This window comes from Herbaspirillum sp. 3R11, from assembly GCF_004563925.1.
Classification (GTDB): Bacteria; Pseudomonadota; Gammaproteobacteria; order Burkholderiales; family Burkholderiaceae_D; genus Herbaspirillum.
On record NZ_SPNJ01000001.1, the window covers coordinates 1,162,607 to 1,178,558 of the forward strand.

The following is a 15,952-nucleotide window of genomic DNA, read 5'->3' on the forward strand; positions in this document are numbered from 1 at the left end:
TTTTCAAATAGTCAGACTTGACGACAAGGCGCGGCGCGCCAGCAGCAAGGCGCCGTCGGCCGCATCGGCCAGCGCCGGCGTGATGCGCTGCCGCAGCGCCGGCGAGAAATAATCGTGCAGCGCACCGGCCAGGCCGCCGCATAACGCCAGCGGTAATTGCCGGTCGGGATCGAGCGTGGCGGCCATCAGTTCCAGTTCTGCCGCCGCCTGGATCAGGATCGCGCGTGCCGCTTCATCGTCTCCTGCATGGGCGATGACCAGGCGCGCGAGCCGGGCGAACGCGGCTTGGTCGGCTTGCGACAGCCAGTCAAGCACAACGTCGCGCTCGCTGCGTCCGGGATGGATGACGGGGTTGGTGATGCGGTTGGTGATCGGGCGATCCGTTTCACAAAACGCCACCGTCGCCGTCGACAAGGCGCCGTGCGGCGCACGGCCGTCGACCACGTGCTGGACGTGATTGATCGCGCGCAGGCCCATCCATGCGCCGCTGGCATCGTCGCCGGAGGGAAAGCCCCAGCCGTCGACCACGTGTTCGCTGCCGTCCGGATACAAGGCCACACCGATGGTGCCGGTGCCGACCGCGATGATGGCGCCGGGCCTGCCTTGATGCGCGCCGAGCAGGGTGGTGGTGGCGTCGCTGGCGATCTCCAGTGCGCCGAAGGCGGGCGCCTGCGCGCGGAAATCAGCCGCCCATTGCGCCACGTTGTACCCGGCCACGCCCATGCCCGCCGCCATGCGCGACAAGGGCGGCATGGCGAGCTCGGCATGCGCGAAGGCGGTTTGCAGCGTGGTCAGGATGGCGTTCCAGGCGGCCGGTGCGCCGTTGCGCAGGGCCGAGCCGGGACCGATGGTTTCGGCCAGCACGGCGCCGTTAAGGTCCGCCATGCGCACCAGGGTCTTGGTGCCGCCGCCGTCCACGCCGATCAGATAGTCGCAGGAAGTTTCCATGCCGGTCTCAATGATGGCGCGACGACACCAGGTTGCCCGGCTTGAGGCGGCGCAACGCGTTGCCGTCGGCGTCGAACACATGGAAGGCGTTGCTGTTGGCGGACAGGACGATCTCTTCGCCGATGTCGACATTGCGGTTGCCGTCGCCGCGCACCACGATGTCTTGTCCACCGGACAGCGTGATGTAGATGAAGTTGGCTTCACCGAGATGTTCCACCAGATTCACCTGGCCGCTGAACTGTTCGGAACCGCCGGTGTTTTCATGAATGTGTTCGGCGCGCAGGCCGAGCGTGACCTTCTCGCCCACCTTGGCGTTGCCGGGCACGACGTCGACGCGCACCTTGCGCCCGCCGGTCACCGCGACTTCGAGGCCGTCTTCTGCGACGGCAGTGACCAGGCCGGGCAGGAAGTTCATCTTCGGCGAGCCGATGAAGCCGGCCACGAACAGGTTCTGCGGATGCTGGTACAGCTCCAGCGGCGTGCCGGCTTGCTGGATGTGACCGTCGTGCATGACCACGATCTTGTCGCCCAAGGTCATCGCTTCGACCTGATCATGGGTAACGTAGACGATGGTGGCGGCCAGCTGCTTGTGCAGCTTGGCGATCTCCAGCCGGGTCTGCACGCGCAGGGCGGCGTCGAGGTTGGACAGCGGCTCGTCGAACAGGAACAGGCGCGGCTTGCGCACGATGGCGCGGCCGATGGCGACGCGCTGGCGCTGTCCGCCGGACAGTTCGCGCGGCAGGCGTTCGAGCAGGTGGTCGATCTTGAGGATGCCGGCGGCGTGGCGGATGCGCTCGTCGATATCGGCCTTGTTGCTGCCGGCGATCTTGAGGCCGAAAGCCATGTTCTTGTACACGTTCATGTGCGGGTACAGCGCATAGCTTTGAAACACCATCGCGATGCCGCGCTTGGCCGGCGGCAGGTGATTGACAATGTCGCCGCCGATGGCAAGCTCGCCGCCGCTGATGTCTTCGAGGCCGCACAGCATGCGCAGCAGGGTCGACTTGCCGCAGCCGGAGGGGCCGACCAGCACGCAGAACTCGCCGTCGCGGATGTCGAGGTTGAGGCCGGCCAGCACGTTCTGCTTGCCGTCGTAGGATTTCTTCAAGTCTTTGATGCTTACGTTTGCCATGATTTTTACCTGGTAGAGGGTTACTTCACTGCGCCGGAAGTCAGGCCGCGGATCAGCTGTCGCGAGAACAGCGTGTACAGGATCAGGATCGGGATGACCGCCATCGACAGCGCCGCCAGCACCGAATTCCAGTCGGTGGCGTACTGGCCGATGAATTGCTGCACGCCCAGCGTCACGGTCTTGGTCTGGTCGCCCGGCGCCAGGATCAGCGGGAACCACAGGTCGTTCCACGCGGGGATCATGGTGAACACCGCGACCGTGGCGATGGCGGGGCGGATCAGCGGCAGGATGATCTGGAAGAAAATCTTGAACTCGCCGACGCCGTCGCAGCGCGCCGCATCCTTCAACTCGGTCGGGATCTGGCGGATGAATTCGGACAGGATCATCACCGCCAGCGGCAGGCCTTGCGCGGTGTAGACCAGGATCAGCGCGGTGCGGGTGTTGATCAGATCGAGCGCCACCACCAGCTGAAGGATGGACACGGTGCCGAGCCGGATCGGGATCATGATGCCGATCGCCATGAACAGCGTCATGAGGCGGTTGCCGCGGAATTTGTATTCAGACAGCGCCCAGCCGGCCATGGCGCCGAACAGCACGATCAGCACCAGCGAGCCTATCGTCACCACCAGGCTGTTGCCGAAGTAGAGCAGGAAGTTGGTGTTCGACAGCACCTTGTGGAAGCCGATCAGCGAGAAGCTGTCGACCGTCGGCAAGGCCATTGGATTGTCGAAAATCGCTTGGCGCGACTTGACCGAATTGATCAGGATCAGCGCAATCGGGAACAGCGCGATCACGGCATACAGGCACAGCACGATGTGCACCCAGATGTGGCCGGCCGGACCGAAACTGCGCTGGATCAGCGACGGGCCGCGGGCGGTGCGGACTTTGTCGCGATTCTCAGGCGTCACCGGTGCGATGGTGGAAGAAACTGAAGTCATCGCGATTCCTTAAAGCTCGTAACGGGTCAGCTTGCGCTGCACCAGATAAAAATAGCTGCCGACGCCGGCCAGGATCACCAGGAACATCAGCGTCGCCACCGCCGCGCCCATGGTCGGACTGCCGACCTGCGCCTGGTAGCCGAAGAAGGTGCGGTAGAAGAAGGTGCCCAGCAGGTCGCTGGAATAGTTCGGTCCGGCCAGCGCACCCTTGACCGAATAGATCAGGTCGAAGGCGTTGAAGTTGGCGACGAAGGTCAGGATCGTGACCAGCCCCAGCGTCGGCCAGATCAGCGGCAGCTTGATTTGCCAGAAGATGCGCAGGGCGCTGGCGCCTTCCGCATGGGCGGCTTCCAGAACTTCTTCCGGCACCGCCAGCAGCGCGGCGTAGATCAGCATCATCGGGATGCCGATGTATTGCCAGACCGAGATCAGCGACAGCGTGAACAGTGCGGTGGACTCCTGACCGAGGAAGGGCGCGAAATAGTCGCCCAGGCCGACCAGCGTCATGAGTTTTTCGCCCACGCCCCACAGCGGCGAAATGATCAGTTGCCAGATGAAGCCGATGATCACCACCGACAACAGCGTCGGCAGGAAGATCAGGGTGCGGTAAGTGCGTGCGCCGCGCAGGCCCTTGAGGCTGAACAGCGTCGCCAGCAGCAGGCCGATCGGATTTTGCAGCAGCATGTGGATGCAGAAGAACTTGACGTTGTTCCACATGGCGTTCCAGAACGCCGTCGACCAGTCCGAATCGAACAGGATGGTGCGGTAGTTGTCGAGGCCGACGAAGCTGTGCACGCCGGCGTCGTTGCTGGTGTAGAAGCCCAGGCGCAGCGTGTCGAGCAGCGGCAGCGCACTGAACATGGAATAGATGATGACCGCCGGCGCCAGGAAAGCGACGATGTGCCAGGGACGAGCTGTTTTCAATGCAACTCCTGATATGAACAAGTGAAACCCGGCGCAGAGCAGTAGCATCTCTGCACCGGTTTAGATCTCGCTACGTTTGAGGCGTCGTAACCTGCTTACGATCTGTAGCGAGAGGTCATCAGCCGGTATCGGCCGGAGCGCAGCTCAGTTGAAACCCTTGGAATGTACTTCAGTACATGAGGATTCCGAGCACCGCCCGATGCCGGATCATGGCCTCGCAGTAAGATCGTATGCAGGTTACTGCTGTGGCTTGTACCACTTCGCAAAGCCGGTCTGGATCTTGGTCGCGGCATCCTTTGGCGTCATCTTGCCGTTCAGGACTTGCGCGTTGACGTTCCACATTTCGTTTTCCATGCTCGGCGTGCCACGGTTCAGGATCTGCGAGTTCACGCGGATGGTAGACGAGCAGGACTTGCGCCAGTCGATCATCTGCTTGGCGATCGGATCCTTGACCGAGATCAGGTGATTCGACAGCGAGAAGAAGCCGGTGACCTTGTTGGTGTAGATGTCGGCGAACTCCTGCGAACCCAGCCATGCCAAGAACTTGTAGGCGTCTTCCTTGTTCTTGGATTTCTTGTTCACGCCCATGCCGATGTCGTTGTGGTCGGAGATGTAGCAGGCGTCGCCGGCCTTCGGCACCGGAGGAGGGAACACACCCAGTTCCAGCTTGCTGCTGGCGTTGGCGTTGAAGTAGGCGATGTCCCACGAACCAGCGGCATACACTGCACCCTGGCCCAGTGCGAACATGTTCTGGCTGTCGCCGTAGGTCTGCGCTGACGCGCCCTTGGACAGGTACTTGCCGAGCTTGGCTTCATATTCCCAGACGTTCAGGAACTGCGGGTCGGTGAACTTGGCCTTGCCGGCGATGAGCGCCTTGCGACCGGCTTCGCCCTTCCAGTAGTTGGGGCCGACGCCGGTGAACAGCACCTGATGCGCTTCCCATTGATCGGCGGTGCCCAGCACCAGCGGTGTGTACTTGCCGCCGGTCTTGACGGTCTCGAGCAGCTTGAGGAATTCGGCTTCGGTCTTCGGCGGCTGCAGGTTCAGTTCCTTGAAGATCTTCTGGTTGTACAGGAAGCCGTGCATCACCGACGCGATCGGCATGCAGAAGGTGTCCTTGCCGTCATCGGTCTGCCATGCCACCTTGGCGGAGGCCGGGAAGGATTCCATGCCGGCTTTGCCGTCGAGCTTTTCCAGGTGGCCCTTGTTGTACAGCGACAGCGAGACGTCGAACGGACGGCAGGCGACCAGGTCGCCGGCAGTGCCGCCGGCCAGGCGTGCGGTCAGGGTGGAGTCGTATTCGGTCGGTGCGGTCGGCGAGAACTTGACGGTGACGCCGGGGTTCTTCTTCTGGAAGGCCGGGATCAGGACGTTCTCCCACAGCGCCAGGTCGTCGACGCGCCAGCTTTCGATGGTCAAGGTGCCGGCTTGCGCGTTGCCGCCGGCCAGCGCGAGCAGGACTGCGCTGCTGAGGGTGGCAAGGGCGAGGGCTTTTTTAACGGTTTGCATCAAAGGTCTCCTGGTTTTTTTACATTGATGAAGGCCGCTCTGAGCTTCCGAAAAAATCCGCAATTGCAGAGCCAGCGGCGCGACAGTAGCACCGGAGAATGTGTGATGCGAGCGTTTGGGATTACGCCGGAGATAAATCGCTAAGTTATTGATTTAAATTGGAAATAATTGAATTCTTGGTGCGAGTGAATTACATATATTTACAGAGGATTCACGCCGTTCCCGGTCGCCCCAAGCGCAGCGCTGCGGCCGCGTCTGTAAGGCGGTTTCGCACCAAAACAGGAAACTAAATAAAACATTACATTTCTTTACAAAACGTGAATCCAATTAATGTTCTTATCGCGTTGGGGCGCGGACTTACGCTATAGTCACACGCGCTTTGGAGACGGCAAAAAAACTCAGAATGATAAAAATGACAAGGCCCGCATTGACGAGACACCGGGAGATGACACTGCGCGCCGCAACATGCTTGTTGGCGGCGCTGCTGTCGTTGTGGCTGTTGTTTGCTGCGCAAGTTGCGCGTGCCGCTGGTCCAGTTGGTCCGTCAAACTCGCCGGCATCGCTGCAGGTGCTGCACTGGTGGACCTCTTCCGGTGAGCGCAAGGCTGTCGACGTGCTGAGCAACAAGCTGGCGGAACAGAATATCCAGTGGCGTGATTTTGCGATTCCCGGTGGCGCCGGCATCGGCGCGGGCAAGGTCCTGAAAAGCATGGTGCTGGCCGGACATGCGCCTGAAGTCACGCAACTCAACGGCGTCATCTTCGGCGAATGGGCCGATCTGGGACTGCTGCTTGAACTGGACAACGTCGCTGCCCAAGGCAACTGGCAAAAGCTGTTGTTCCCGACCGTGTGGTCGCTGCTGAACAATCACGGCCACGTGGTCGCGGCGCCGCTCGGCATCCATCGCATCAACAATCTCTATTACAACGTCGCCGTGTTCAACCGGCTCGGACTGAGCGTGCCGCGCAGCTGGGATGAGTTCGACAAGGTCGCTGCCAAACTGAAGCAGGCCGGCATTGCACCGCTGGCGCAGAGCAGCGAGTCGTGGCAGGTGGCGACGCTGTTCGAAACGCTGGTGCTGTCCGAAGGCGGCCCGGCCTATTACCGTCAATTGTTTGTCGACCTCAGTCCGCGCGCATTCGCCGACGCACGCTTGCTGCGTGCGCTGAAACGCCTGCGCGAACTGAAGCAGCTCATGCAGTTGCCGGTGAAGGAACGGCCGTGGACGGAAGTGGCGCGCCAGCTGGCTGACGGCGAGGCGGGCATGTTCATCATGGGCGACTGGGCCAAGGGCGACTTCAACGCCTGGGGCCTGAGCGTCGACCAGCAATTCGGCTGCGCTGCCGTGCCGGGAACGGCGGACTATCACCTGTACAGCATCGACACGCTGGCGATGTTCGCGGACGATTACTCGCACCAGCCGGCGCAGGAAGTGCTGGCGCAGATTGCGATGTCGCCGGCGGTGCAATCCGACTACAATAAATTCAAGGGCGCCATCCCGGTCTGGCGTTCGCCGGACACCAGCAAGATGGACAGCTGCTCGCAGAATTCCTGGCGCGTGTTCAGCAAGGGCTCTGCCTATCTGGCGCCCAGCCTTGTACATCGCATGGCCACCGACGAAACCACCAAGGACGCCATCGTGGCCGAGCTGCGGCGCTTCTTCGTGGATGACCAGATCAGCGAAGCCGAGGCGCAGCGACGGCTTGCATCGATCGCCAGGGCGCTTTCGCGAACCGGAAAAGTGGAGTAAAGAACACCGCAATGACCCGCAAAATCCTCATCGTCGACGACGACCAGAAAACCCGGACGCTCCTCAAGACCTACCTGGAGAAGAACCAGTACGAAGTGCGCCTGGCGCATAACGGCGAAGCCTTCCTTGCCGAATTCCAGCGCTACGCTGACGAGCTCTCGCTGGTGATCCTTGATGTCATGCTGCCGGATACCGACGGCTTCGCACTGTGCAAGATCGTGCGGCGCAAATCGAATGTGCCGATCATCATGCTCACCGCCAGTTCGGATGAAACCGATCGCGTGGTCGGGCTCGAACTGGGCGCGGACGATTACATCGCCAAGCCGTACAGCCCGCGCGAACTGCTGGCGCGCATCAAGGCCATCCATCGCCGCACCGGTATCGACAACGCCGCCGCGCCGCGTTTCTATCGTTTCGTCGGCTTCACGTTGGACACGGTGGAGCGCACCTTGCTCGACAGTGCAGGGCAGGTGGTGGCGCTGACAGGGATGGATTACCAGCTGCTGAAGTACTTCGTCGAGCATCCCGGCGATGTACTGGACCGCAACGTGCTCAGCGAAGAAACCCGCGGCCGCGACGCCGGGCCGCTGGATCGTTCGCTTGATGTGCAAATCAGCAAACTGCGGCTGCGTCTCAGCGATGACGGCAAGCAGCCGCACCTGATCAAGACGGTGCGTGGTGCGGGATATGTGTTCTCGGCTGACGTCACGGCAGCAGCAGCCTGATCATGTCGGGATTGCCGCCGACCCTGGCATGGCGCAGTCGCGCCTCAGCAGCGGTCACGCGCGTGCTCGACCGGGTGCTGCCGAATTCGTTGCTGGGACGCCTGTCGGTGGTGATGATTTTCGGCGTGCTGGTGACGCAACTGGCAGGCGGATTGATCTGGGCCGCGCAACTGCGCACCAAATCCGAGGCCGAGACGCGGGTGGCGGCGCAGCATCTGGCGCACAGCGCCTCTGGCGCGATCCGTTATTTCATGACGCTGCCCGCCAATTACCGGCCGATCATGATCCAGCAGTTGCGCGAAATGGGCGGTACGCGCTTCTTCATCAACGCCAACAGCGCGCTGGTGTCGATTCCACCGATTGCGCCCAATTCACTGGCCGATATCGCCACCGAAGCGGCGGCGGAAACGCTGAAATCCGACCTGGCCTTCTTGCCTGAATTCCACCTGAGCTTTGCCTGGCCCGACAACTTGCCGGTGTCCGACGACGGGCTCAAGATCGGCGACTTGCCCGACAGCTGGGTGCAGCACATCCTGCTGATCAAGCCGAATCCGGCGCCGGTGCTGGTGATCCAGACCCAGATCGAGTCCGGCAAGTGGCTGTACCTGGCGGCGCTGATGCCCAATCCGTATTTCCTCGACAGCAGCAATCCCTTGTCGCTGGACCGCGTGGTCTTGCAGGGGCTGTCGCTGGCGGCGATCTTGCTGCTGACGATTCTCGTGGTGCGCTGGACCACACGGCCGCTGGCGGCGCTGTCGGATGCCGCCGAAGCCTTCGGCAAAGGCGAGACCGTGCCGGAATTGCCGGAAAGCGGCAGCCGCGAATTCGTCAAGACGGCACGCGCCTTCAGCGGCATGCGCGAACGCATCAAGCGTTACCTGGAAGACCGCGAGCGCTTGTTCGTGTCGATCTCGCACGACCTGCGCACGCCGATCACACGGCTCAAGCTGCGCACCGAGCTGCTCGACGACGACGACATGCGCACCGAGTTCCACGACGACCTCGACGAGCTCGACATGATGGTCAAGGGCGCGCTGCAGTCGGTGAAAGACAGCGACATCCACGAAAACCGCACCGAAGTCCGGCTTGATGCGCTGGTGGCGCGCATGATCCGCGACGCCAGCATGGCCGGGCACGAAGTGGCGTTCGAGCCGTCCGGCGTCAACGTCATGGCCAAGCCGCTGGCCCTGAAACGCGCCATCGGCAATCTGTTCGACAACGCGCTGCACTACGGCGAAAAAGTCGAAATCGCCATCCGCCAGTCGCAGGCGCTGGAAGGCGACATGGTCGAAATCGAGATCCGCGACCACGGCCCGGGCGTCCCCGAAGACGCCATGGGCAGCCTGTTCCAGCCGTATGTCCGGCTCGAGCACGGGCGCAGCGCCAACAGCGGCGGCATGGGGCTGGGACTGGGAATCGCCCGCAATATCGTGCAGGCGCATGGTGGTGAACTGCTGCTGCGCAACCACCCGCAGGGCGGCTTGATCGCGACCATCATCCTGCCGGCGCGCTGAACTTGGGTGTGCGGGCGCAGTCGAAAAAGGGACGCAAATTGGCGTTCCTCGCAAAACCGGCTGAAATAATTCTCATACCCGACTACAATGAGGGTTGATTAAATATCATCCTATTTAGTATCTCGTTGTCCACCATCGCATGAACCAGACTGCTCGCAACGACCATCAGCTAGAACGCCAGGCAGACCGCCAAAAAGAGCATGCGGTGATCCTTTTGCACGGGCTGTGCGGCTCCAGCCTGGAATTGGGCACTATTCCGAAGGCGCTCAAAAAGGCCAACTGCACCGTGGTCGAGATGCAGATCCCGAATTATTCAGCCTCGATGACCGATCCGCGCCTCACGCCCAACTGGATGGACTGGTGCGCCATGGTCGAGAGCAAGGTGGTCAAGCTCAAGGAAGAGCACAAGACCGTTTCGCTGTGCGGCCTCAGCATGGGGGCGACACTGGCGCTGGCGGTGGCCAGCTTCAGCAAGGAAATCCTCTGTGTGGTTTTGCTGTCGCCGGTACTGCGCTATGACGGCTGGTCGATCCCTTGGTATCACCGCCTGATGAACATTCCATATAGTCTTGGCTATCGCAACTGGACCTACAAGGAAAGCGATCCTTACGGCATCAAGAATTTTGAAATGCGCCGACGCGTGGCGGCAGCGTTGAAGAAGGATGGCGTGGCGGCAGTCGGCGCGGCGGCAATCCCGGCGCGTCATCTGTGGGCGGCGCAAAAGCTGATGGCCTATGTACGGCAGTCGTTGTCGCAGGTGCGCGCCGGCACGCTGGTGATCCATTCCATCGACGACGAGACCGCAGCGCCGCGCAACGCCGAAATGATCCTCGCCAACATCAATGCGGAAGTGCGCAAGGTGGTCTGGCTGGGCGACTGCTACCACATCATTACCGTCGACAACGAACGCGAAATCGTGACCAACGAGGCGGCGCAGTTCATCCGACGCAATATCGAGATGCATAGCAACGACATCTCGCTGAAATACCTGTTGCATAACTCGCCGCTGAAAGATCGCCGCTGACCGGCGGTGCAGAGGATCTTCCATGAGCATCATCAAACTCAGAAATTCCAAGCGCTGGAAAAACGGCGGCTTCTATCCCATCCTGATCTGCCTGTGCGGCTTCGTCGCGGCATTCGTGCTGCGTTACGTGCTCAGTTCGGTGGTCGATGAGTCGATGTCGATGCTGTTCTTCGCCATCAACTGCATCATCATGAGTTACTTCTTCGGCTATGTGTATTCGCTGGGACTGCTGGTGCTGGCGATCCCGACGGCGCTGTATTTTTTCCGCAAGCCGTATTACATGATGGACGGCCTCGGTAGCAAGGACGTGTTCCTGATCGTGGTCTACGGCAGCATCGTGATGCTGGCGGCGATCATCATCGAATGGCTGCAGCGCGAGCGTTACTCGGCAGTGCTGCAGCAGCGGGTGTCGGAAACCCGTTACCAGATGCTGATCGAGTCCGACCAGGCGCGCCGCGCCGAGTATGCGGAACACTTTGCCGCCGTAAGCAAGCGCCAGAGCGAAGAATCGTCGGCGCCGGCGACTTCCGATTCAGCGCCGCTTCAAAGCTAGGTTAGCTCGCGAGCAACTTGCGCAGCGTCGCCACGGTGTAGTCGATTTCGGCTTCTGTTGTGTAGCGGCCCAGTGAAAACCGGATAGCGCTGCGCGCCAGCGCCGCCGACCGGCCCAGCGCCGTCAGTACGTAAGATGGCGCCGCATTCGCCGAATTGCAGGCCGATCCGGCCGAGACCGCAATATCCAGCAGTTGTCCCGCCACCGACATTTCCCCGGCTACGTCGAAACTCACATTGAGGTTGTGGGGAATGCGCGCCGTTGCGGAGCCGTTCAGCACCACCCCCGGCAAGTCCTTCAATCCATCCCATAAGCGGTCGCGCAGCACGCCGATGCGTGCGGCTTCGGTATTCTGCAAGCTTGCCGCCAGCGCAAAGGCTTCGCCCATGCCGACGATCTGATGCGTCGGCAACGTGCCTGAACGCATGCCGTTTTCATGGCCGCCGCCGTCGATCTGGGCTTCCAGCCTGAGCGCCGGATTGTGGCGCACGAACAGGGCGCCTATGCCCTTGGGGCCGTAGATCTTGTGCGCGCTGAACGACATCAGGTCCACCTTGAGCGTGGCCAGGTCGATGGCGATCTTGCCGACCGCCTGCACCGCATCGACGTGGAAGAGGATGCCGCGCGCGGCGCAGAGCTCGCCCAGTTCTTCAATTGGCTGGATCACGCCGATTTCATTGTTGACCATCATGACCGACGCCAGGATGGTGTCCGGGCGCAGTGCTTCCAAGAATTGCGCGACGGTGATCAGGCCATCAGCCTGCGGCTGCAAAAAGGTGACGTCGAAGCCGGCCCGTTCCAGCGTGTGCATGGTGTCGAGCACTGCCTTGTGTTCGGTGGCGACAGTGATCAGGTGCTTGCCGCGGCCGGCTGCACGTAACGCGTGAGCGGCGCTTTTCAGCGCCAGGTTATTGGATTCGGTGGCGCCCGAGGTCCAGACGATTTCGTTTGCCTGCGCGCCGATCAGCGTGGCGACCTGCTTGCGCGCTTTCTCCACGGCAGCCTTGGCTTCCCAGCCGAATGAATGGGAGCTGCTGGCCGGATTGCCGAATTTTTCGGTCAGGTAGGCAAACATGCGCGTGGCCACCAGCGGATCTACCGGCGTGGTCGCTGAATAGTCGAGATAGATGGGGAATTGCAGCGGCGCCTGGTCTTGGCTGGAGGCGGCAATCGAGATACAGGCGGAGGAAGCGGTCATGGCGATGAATACGGAGGAGAGATGCGCTTACGTTACGATGAAATCAATAGATGAAAAACGAATATAAAATAATTTCATTATTCGTTTGTGTAATTTAAAGCTGAAGACACGGCCGGGACTGGAGCGCGGCACTTCGCCAACATTTCTGGTCCTTAAGCTGATTTTCGTATTAACTTATGCAAAATGATTATACTTAATCAGAATAAATGTCCGCCTATAATCCGAAAATAATATAACTCATCATAGTATGGACTTAAATCAACTGGAAGCCTTTTCGGCGGTGATGACCATCGGCAGCGTGACCGGCGCCGGGCGCAGCCTTGGCCGCTCGCAGCCGGCCGTCAGCAAGGCGCTCCAGGATCTGGAAGGCGAACTCGGCTACGCCTTGTTCGACCGCAACGGCCCGCGCGTGACGCCGACCGACAAGGCATTCCTCTTATATGAAGAGGTCGAACGCTCGCTGGTTGGCTTGCGCACCATCCGTGAACGGGCACTCGAGATCGGCCGCGAAGAACTCCAGCCCATCCATCTGGTGGCGACCCCCGCACTGGCCTCGACGATTGCACCTGCCGCGCTCAAGTTGATCGAACAGAGCAACGGCTTGCCCGAACACATCCATCTGCGCAGCGCCTCCGCCGAACAGGTCGTGCACTCGGTGCTGCATCGGACGGTGAGCCTCGGCCTGACCAGCCTGCCGGTCGCGCATCGCGGCCTCGACCTGCACTGGATCGGCCAGGCGCCATGCGTAGCGGTGCTGCGTGCAGACAGTCCGCTGGCCAAGCTGGATGTCGTCACCGTCGACGCCTTGCGCGGCGAACGCGTGATCACCATGTCCAATCGGTATCGACTGCGCCAGCGCATCGACATGGCGCTGGCGCAAGACAAGCCGCTCGACGTCGCCATCGAAACCAATACCTCCTTCAACGCCGTCATGGCCGCGCATGCGGGCCTGGGCGTGGCGCTGGTCGAGCCGATGACCGCGCTGGGCATGCCCATCGAAGGCCTGGCGGTGCGGCCGCTGGCGGTCAACATCCCGTTTTACTTCGGTGTGGTCACGCCGTTCGGCAAGCCGGTGGACACCGTGACGCAGGCGCTGATCGTCGCCATCGAGACGGCGGCGCGCAATATCCTGCACGGTTTCGTCCGACGCGACGCCGGCGACCACGACGATTTGCTGTAATAGCACCATGAACAACGCGAGCGCAGGAACACAAGCAGGCAACATGCAGACATACAATTCAAATCCGGCGGTATCCACAAGGGAAGGGCGTGCATCGTGAGTGAAGCGACGACCTCGGCAGCAAGCGGACTGGCAGCGCTGGAAGCGCGCCTGCGGCAAGACCTGGCCTGGCTGGAACTGCCTGCCAAATCCTGGGTACCTCAAAAGACGGTGGACAACCAGCCGGTACTCGACGTCGCCGTCATCGGCGGCGGCCAGGCCGGCATGGCGGCGGCGGTGTCGCTGCTGCACCTGGGTGTCAACGCGGTGATCTACGATCAGTCGCCGGCGGGCTTCGAAGGCCCGTGGGCGACCACCGCGCGCATGGAAACCCTGCGTTCGCCAAAGAAGCTCACCGGTCCCGCGCTCGGATTTGCCGCGCTGACTTTCCGCGCCTGGTTCGAAGCGCAGTTCGGGCTGGATGCCTGGGAAGCGCTGGACAAGATCCCGCGCCTGCAATGGATGGATTACCTGCGCTGGTATCGCAAGGTGATGGCGCTCGACATCCGCAACGACCATCGCATTGAGTTGATCCAGCCGCGCTCCGACGGCCTGGTGGAGCTGCATATCGCGGCACCGTCCGGGAAGTCGGTGGTGCTGGCGCGCCGCGTGGTGCTCGCTACCGGCCGCGACGGCCTCGGCGGGGCACTGGTGCCGCCGCTGGCGGACAGCCTGCCGCGTGCCCTGTGGGCGCATTCTTCGGACGACATGGACTACGGCAAGCTGGCCGGCAAACGGGTTGGCGTCATCGGCGCCGGCTCGTCGGCGATGGACAGCGCGGGCACGGCACTGGAAGCAGGCGCCGAACGCGTCGACATCCTGATCCGCCGCACCGAACTGCCGCGTATCAACAAGGGCAAGGGCTCGGGTAATCCCGGCCTGACCAGCGGTCACCTGAATCTGCCGGACGAATGGAAATGGCGCATCCGCCATTACGTCAACGTCCAGCAAATCCCGCCGCCGAGCGGCAGCGTGCAGCGCGTGTCGAAGTTCGCCAACGCGCGTTTCATTTTCGGCGCGCCGATCGACAAGATCGACGTGAATGGCGACAGCCTGCGCGTGCGCACACCGCGCGGCGTATTTGATCTCGACTTCCTGATCTTCTCCACCGGTTTCCGCGTCGACTGGACCGTGCGTCCCGAGTTCGCCGTGATTGCGCCGCATATCCGCAGCTGGCGCGCGCGCTACATGCCGCCACCCGGTGACGAAGATGCGGAGTTGTCCGATTCGCCCGACCTCGGCCGTGCCTTTGAATTCCAGCAAAAGCAGCCGGGTGGTTTGCCCGGGCTTGAGCGCATCCATTGCTTCTGCTATCCCGCCACCATCACCCACGGCACGCTGTCGGGCGACATCCCGGCCATCAGCGACGGCGCGCAACGGCTGGCGCAGGGCATCGCGTCGCTGCTCTACGGCGAAGATGTCGAGGCGCATTACCGCAACCTGCAGGCCTACACCGAGCCGGAACTGATCGGCGACGAATGGACGCCGTCCGAACCGACCGCAGAAGAACGTGAAGGGCTGAAGCGATGAGCGGCGCGATCTTTCGCAGCGTCTTGCAGGCGCTGGCGGTGTTGTTGCTGATGACGGTGATCGTCTTCTTCGGCCTGCACATGATCGGCAATCCGGTCGACACCCTGATCGGTCCCGACGTCGACCAGGTCGATCGCCTGCGCATCATCAAGGAGCTCGGCTTCGACCAGCCGATCTGGCGCCAGTACCTGGCCTTCCTCAACGGAGCGCTGCACGGCAACCTCGGCAACAGCTTCGTCTACAACGAGCCTGCCATCAAACTGATTTTCCAACGGCTGCCGGCGACGCTGGAGCTGGCTTTCGCAGCGCTGATCCTGGCGGTGCTGATTGGCATTCCGCTTGGCTTGCTGGCGGGGCTGTTTCCGGAAAACCTCTTCTCGCGCATGGTCATGACCGGCAGCATCCTCGGTTTTTCGCTGCCGACCTTCTGGATCGGCCTGATGCTGATCATGGCCTTCAGCGTCTCGCTGGGCTGGCTGCCGTCGGGTGGACGCGGCGAGACGGCCGGGCTGTTCGGCGTGCAATGGTCGTGGCTGACGGTCGACGGCTTGCGCCACCTGATCCTGCCGGCGCTCAATCTGTCGCTGTTCAAGATATCGCTGGTGATCCGGCTCACGCGCGCCAACGTGCGCGAAGTGCTGCCGATGGATTTCGTCAAGTTCGCACGCGCCAAGGGGTTGGCGCCGCTGCGCGTGGTGCTGATGTACGTGCTGCGCAATACGCTGATTCCGCTGGTGACGATCCTCGGACTGGAGTTCGGCTCGACCATCGCGTTCGCGGTGGTGACCGAAAGCATCTTCGCCTGGCCCGGTTCCGGCAAGCTGATCCTCGATAGCATCAACGCGCTTGACCGTCCCGTTATCGTGGCCTACATGATGGTGATCGTCTGCCTGTTCGTGACGTTGAACCTGATCGTCGACGTGCTTTATAAAGTGCTGGATCCGCGTGTCCGGGTGGAGGTAGCAGCATGAGCGATGCATCCGTCGAC

General features: G+C 61.8%; 14 protein-coding genes. 8 read left to right on the forward strand and 6 right to left on the reverse strand.

All coding sequences use genetic code 11. From position 1 onward, the window contains the following. Positions 1-3: 3 nt before the first annotated feature. The 5 genes from E4P32_RS05525 to E4P32_RS05545 all read right to left on the reverse strand — a co-directional run bounded on the left by E4P32_RS05525 (position 4) and on the right by E4P32_RS05545 (position 5,451). Complete coding sequence (locus tag E4P32_RS05525) at positions 4-948, reverse strand: BadF/BadG/BcrA/BcrD ATPase family protein (RefSeq protein ID WP_116432885.1); 945 nt, start codon at positions 946-948, stop codon at positions 4-6. Between the two features lie 7 nt (positions 949-955). Then, on the reverse strand, positions 956-2,080 hold the full coding sequence (gene ugpC, locus E4P32_RS05530) for a sn-glycerol-3-phosphate ABC transporter ATP-binding protein UgpC (RefSeq protein ID WP_116432884.1): 1,125 nt from the start codon (positions 2,078-2,080) through the stop codon (positions 956-958). 20 nt (positions 2,081-2,100) lie between these two features. Then, positions 2,101-3,018 (reverse strand): carbohydrate ABC transporter permease, encoded by a 918-nt coding sequence (locus tag E4P32_RS05535; RefSeq protein ID WP_116432883.1) that lies wholly within the window; start codon positions 3,016-3,018, stop codon positions 2,101-2,103. Positions 3,019-3,027: 9 nt separating this feature from the next. Next, entirely contained in the window at positions 3,028-3,942 is a 915-nt protein-coding gene (locus E4P32_RS05540) for a sugar ABC transporter permease (protein WP_116432882.1), read from the reverse strand. A 237-nt stretch (positions 3,943-4,179) separates the two neighbouring features. Continuing rightward, positions 4,180-5,451, reverse strand: coding sequence for an ABC transporter substrate-binding protein (locus E4P32_RS05545; RefSeq protein WP_116432881.1), 1,272 nt, complete (start codon positions 5,449-5,451; stop codon positions 4,180-4,182). 445 nt (positions 5,452-5,896) lie between these two features. Here E4P32_RS05545 and E4P32_RS05550 point away from each other — a divergent pair, with 445 nt between their 5' ends. The 5 genes from E4P32_RS05550 (at position 5,897) to E4P32_RS05570 (ending at position 11,017) form a co-directional block, all read left to right on the forward strand. Then, positions 5,897-7,201, forward strand: coding sequence for an ABC transporter substrate-binding protein (locus E4P32_RS05550; RefSeq protein WP_233526556.1), 1,305 nt, complete (start codon positions 5,897-5,899; stop codon positions 7,199-7,201). An 11-nt stretch (positions 7,202-7,212) separates the two neighbouring features. Further along, a complete protein-coding gene (locus tag E4P32_RS05555) occupies positions 7,213-7,926 on the forward strand; it encodes a response regulator transcription factor (RefSeq protein WP_116432880.1) in 714 nt (237 codons plus the stop codon). A gap of 2 nt (positions 7,927-7,928) precedes the next feature. Further along, positions 7,929-9,440, forward strand: coding sequence for an ATP-binding protein (locus E4P32_RS05560; protein ID WP_116432879.1), 1,512 nt, complete (start codon positions 7,929-7,931; stop codon positions 9,438-9,440). Between the two features lie 139 nt (positions 9,441-9,579). Continuing rightward, positions 9,580-10,464: an alpha/beta fold hydrolase gene (locus E4P32_RS05565; RefSeq protein WP_116432878.1), complete on the forward strand. Its 885-nt coding sequence runs from the start codon at positions 9,580-9,582 to the stop codon at positions 10,462-10,464. Positions 10,465-10,486: 22 nt separating this feature from the next. Continuing rightward, positions 10,487-11,017, forward strand: coding sequence for a DUF4118 domain-containing protein (locus E4P32_RS05570; RefSeq protein ID WP_116432877.1), 531 nt, complete (start codon positions 10,487-10,489; stop codon positions 11,015-11,017). Position 11,018: 1 nt separating this feature from the next. On the opposite strand, the gene E4P32_RS05575 is transcribed toward E4P32_RS05570, so the two are convergent. Next, a complete protein-coding gene (locus tag E4P32_RS05575; protein ID WP_116432876.1) occupies positions 11,019-12,215 on the reverse strand; it encodes an IscS subfamily cysteine desulfurase in 1,197 nt (398 codons plus the stop codon). 247 nt (positions 12,216-12,462) lie between these two features. Here E4P32_RS05575 and E4P32_RS05580 point away from each other — a divergent pair, with 247 nt between their 5' ends. The 3 genes from E4P32_RS05580 (at position 12,463) to E4P32_RS05590 (ending at position 15,935) form a co-directional block, all read left to right on the forward strand. Further along, positions 12,463-13,395: a LysR family transcriptional regulator gene (locus E4P32_RS05580; protein WP_116432875.1), complete on the forward strand. Its 933-nt coding sequence runs from the start codon at positions 12,463-12,465 to the stop codon at positions 13,393-13,395. A gap of 96 nt (positions 13,396-13,491) precedes the next feature. Continuing rightward, positions 13,492-14,964, forward strand: coding sequence for an NAD(P)/FAD-dependent oxidoreductase (locus tag E4P32_RS05585; protein WP_116432874.1), 1,473 nt, complete (start codon positions 13,492-13,494; stop codon positions 14,962-14,964). Then, on the forward strand, positions 14,961-15,935 hold the full coding sequence (locus E4P32_RS05590) for an ABC transporter permease (RefSeq protein ID WP_116432873.1): 975 nt from the start codon (positions 14,961-14,963) through the stop codon (positions 15,933-15,935). Before E4P32_RS05585 ends, E4P32_RS05590 begins: the two co-directional genes overlap by 4 nt. The last annotated feature ends 17 nt before the right edge of the window (positions 15,936-15,952 follow it).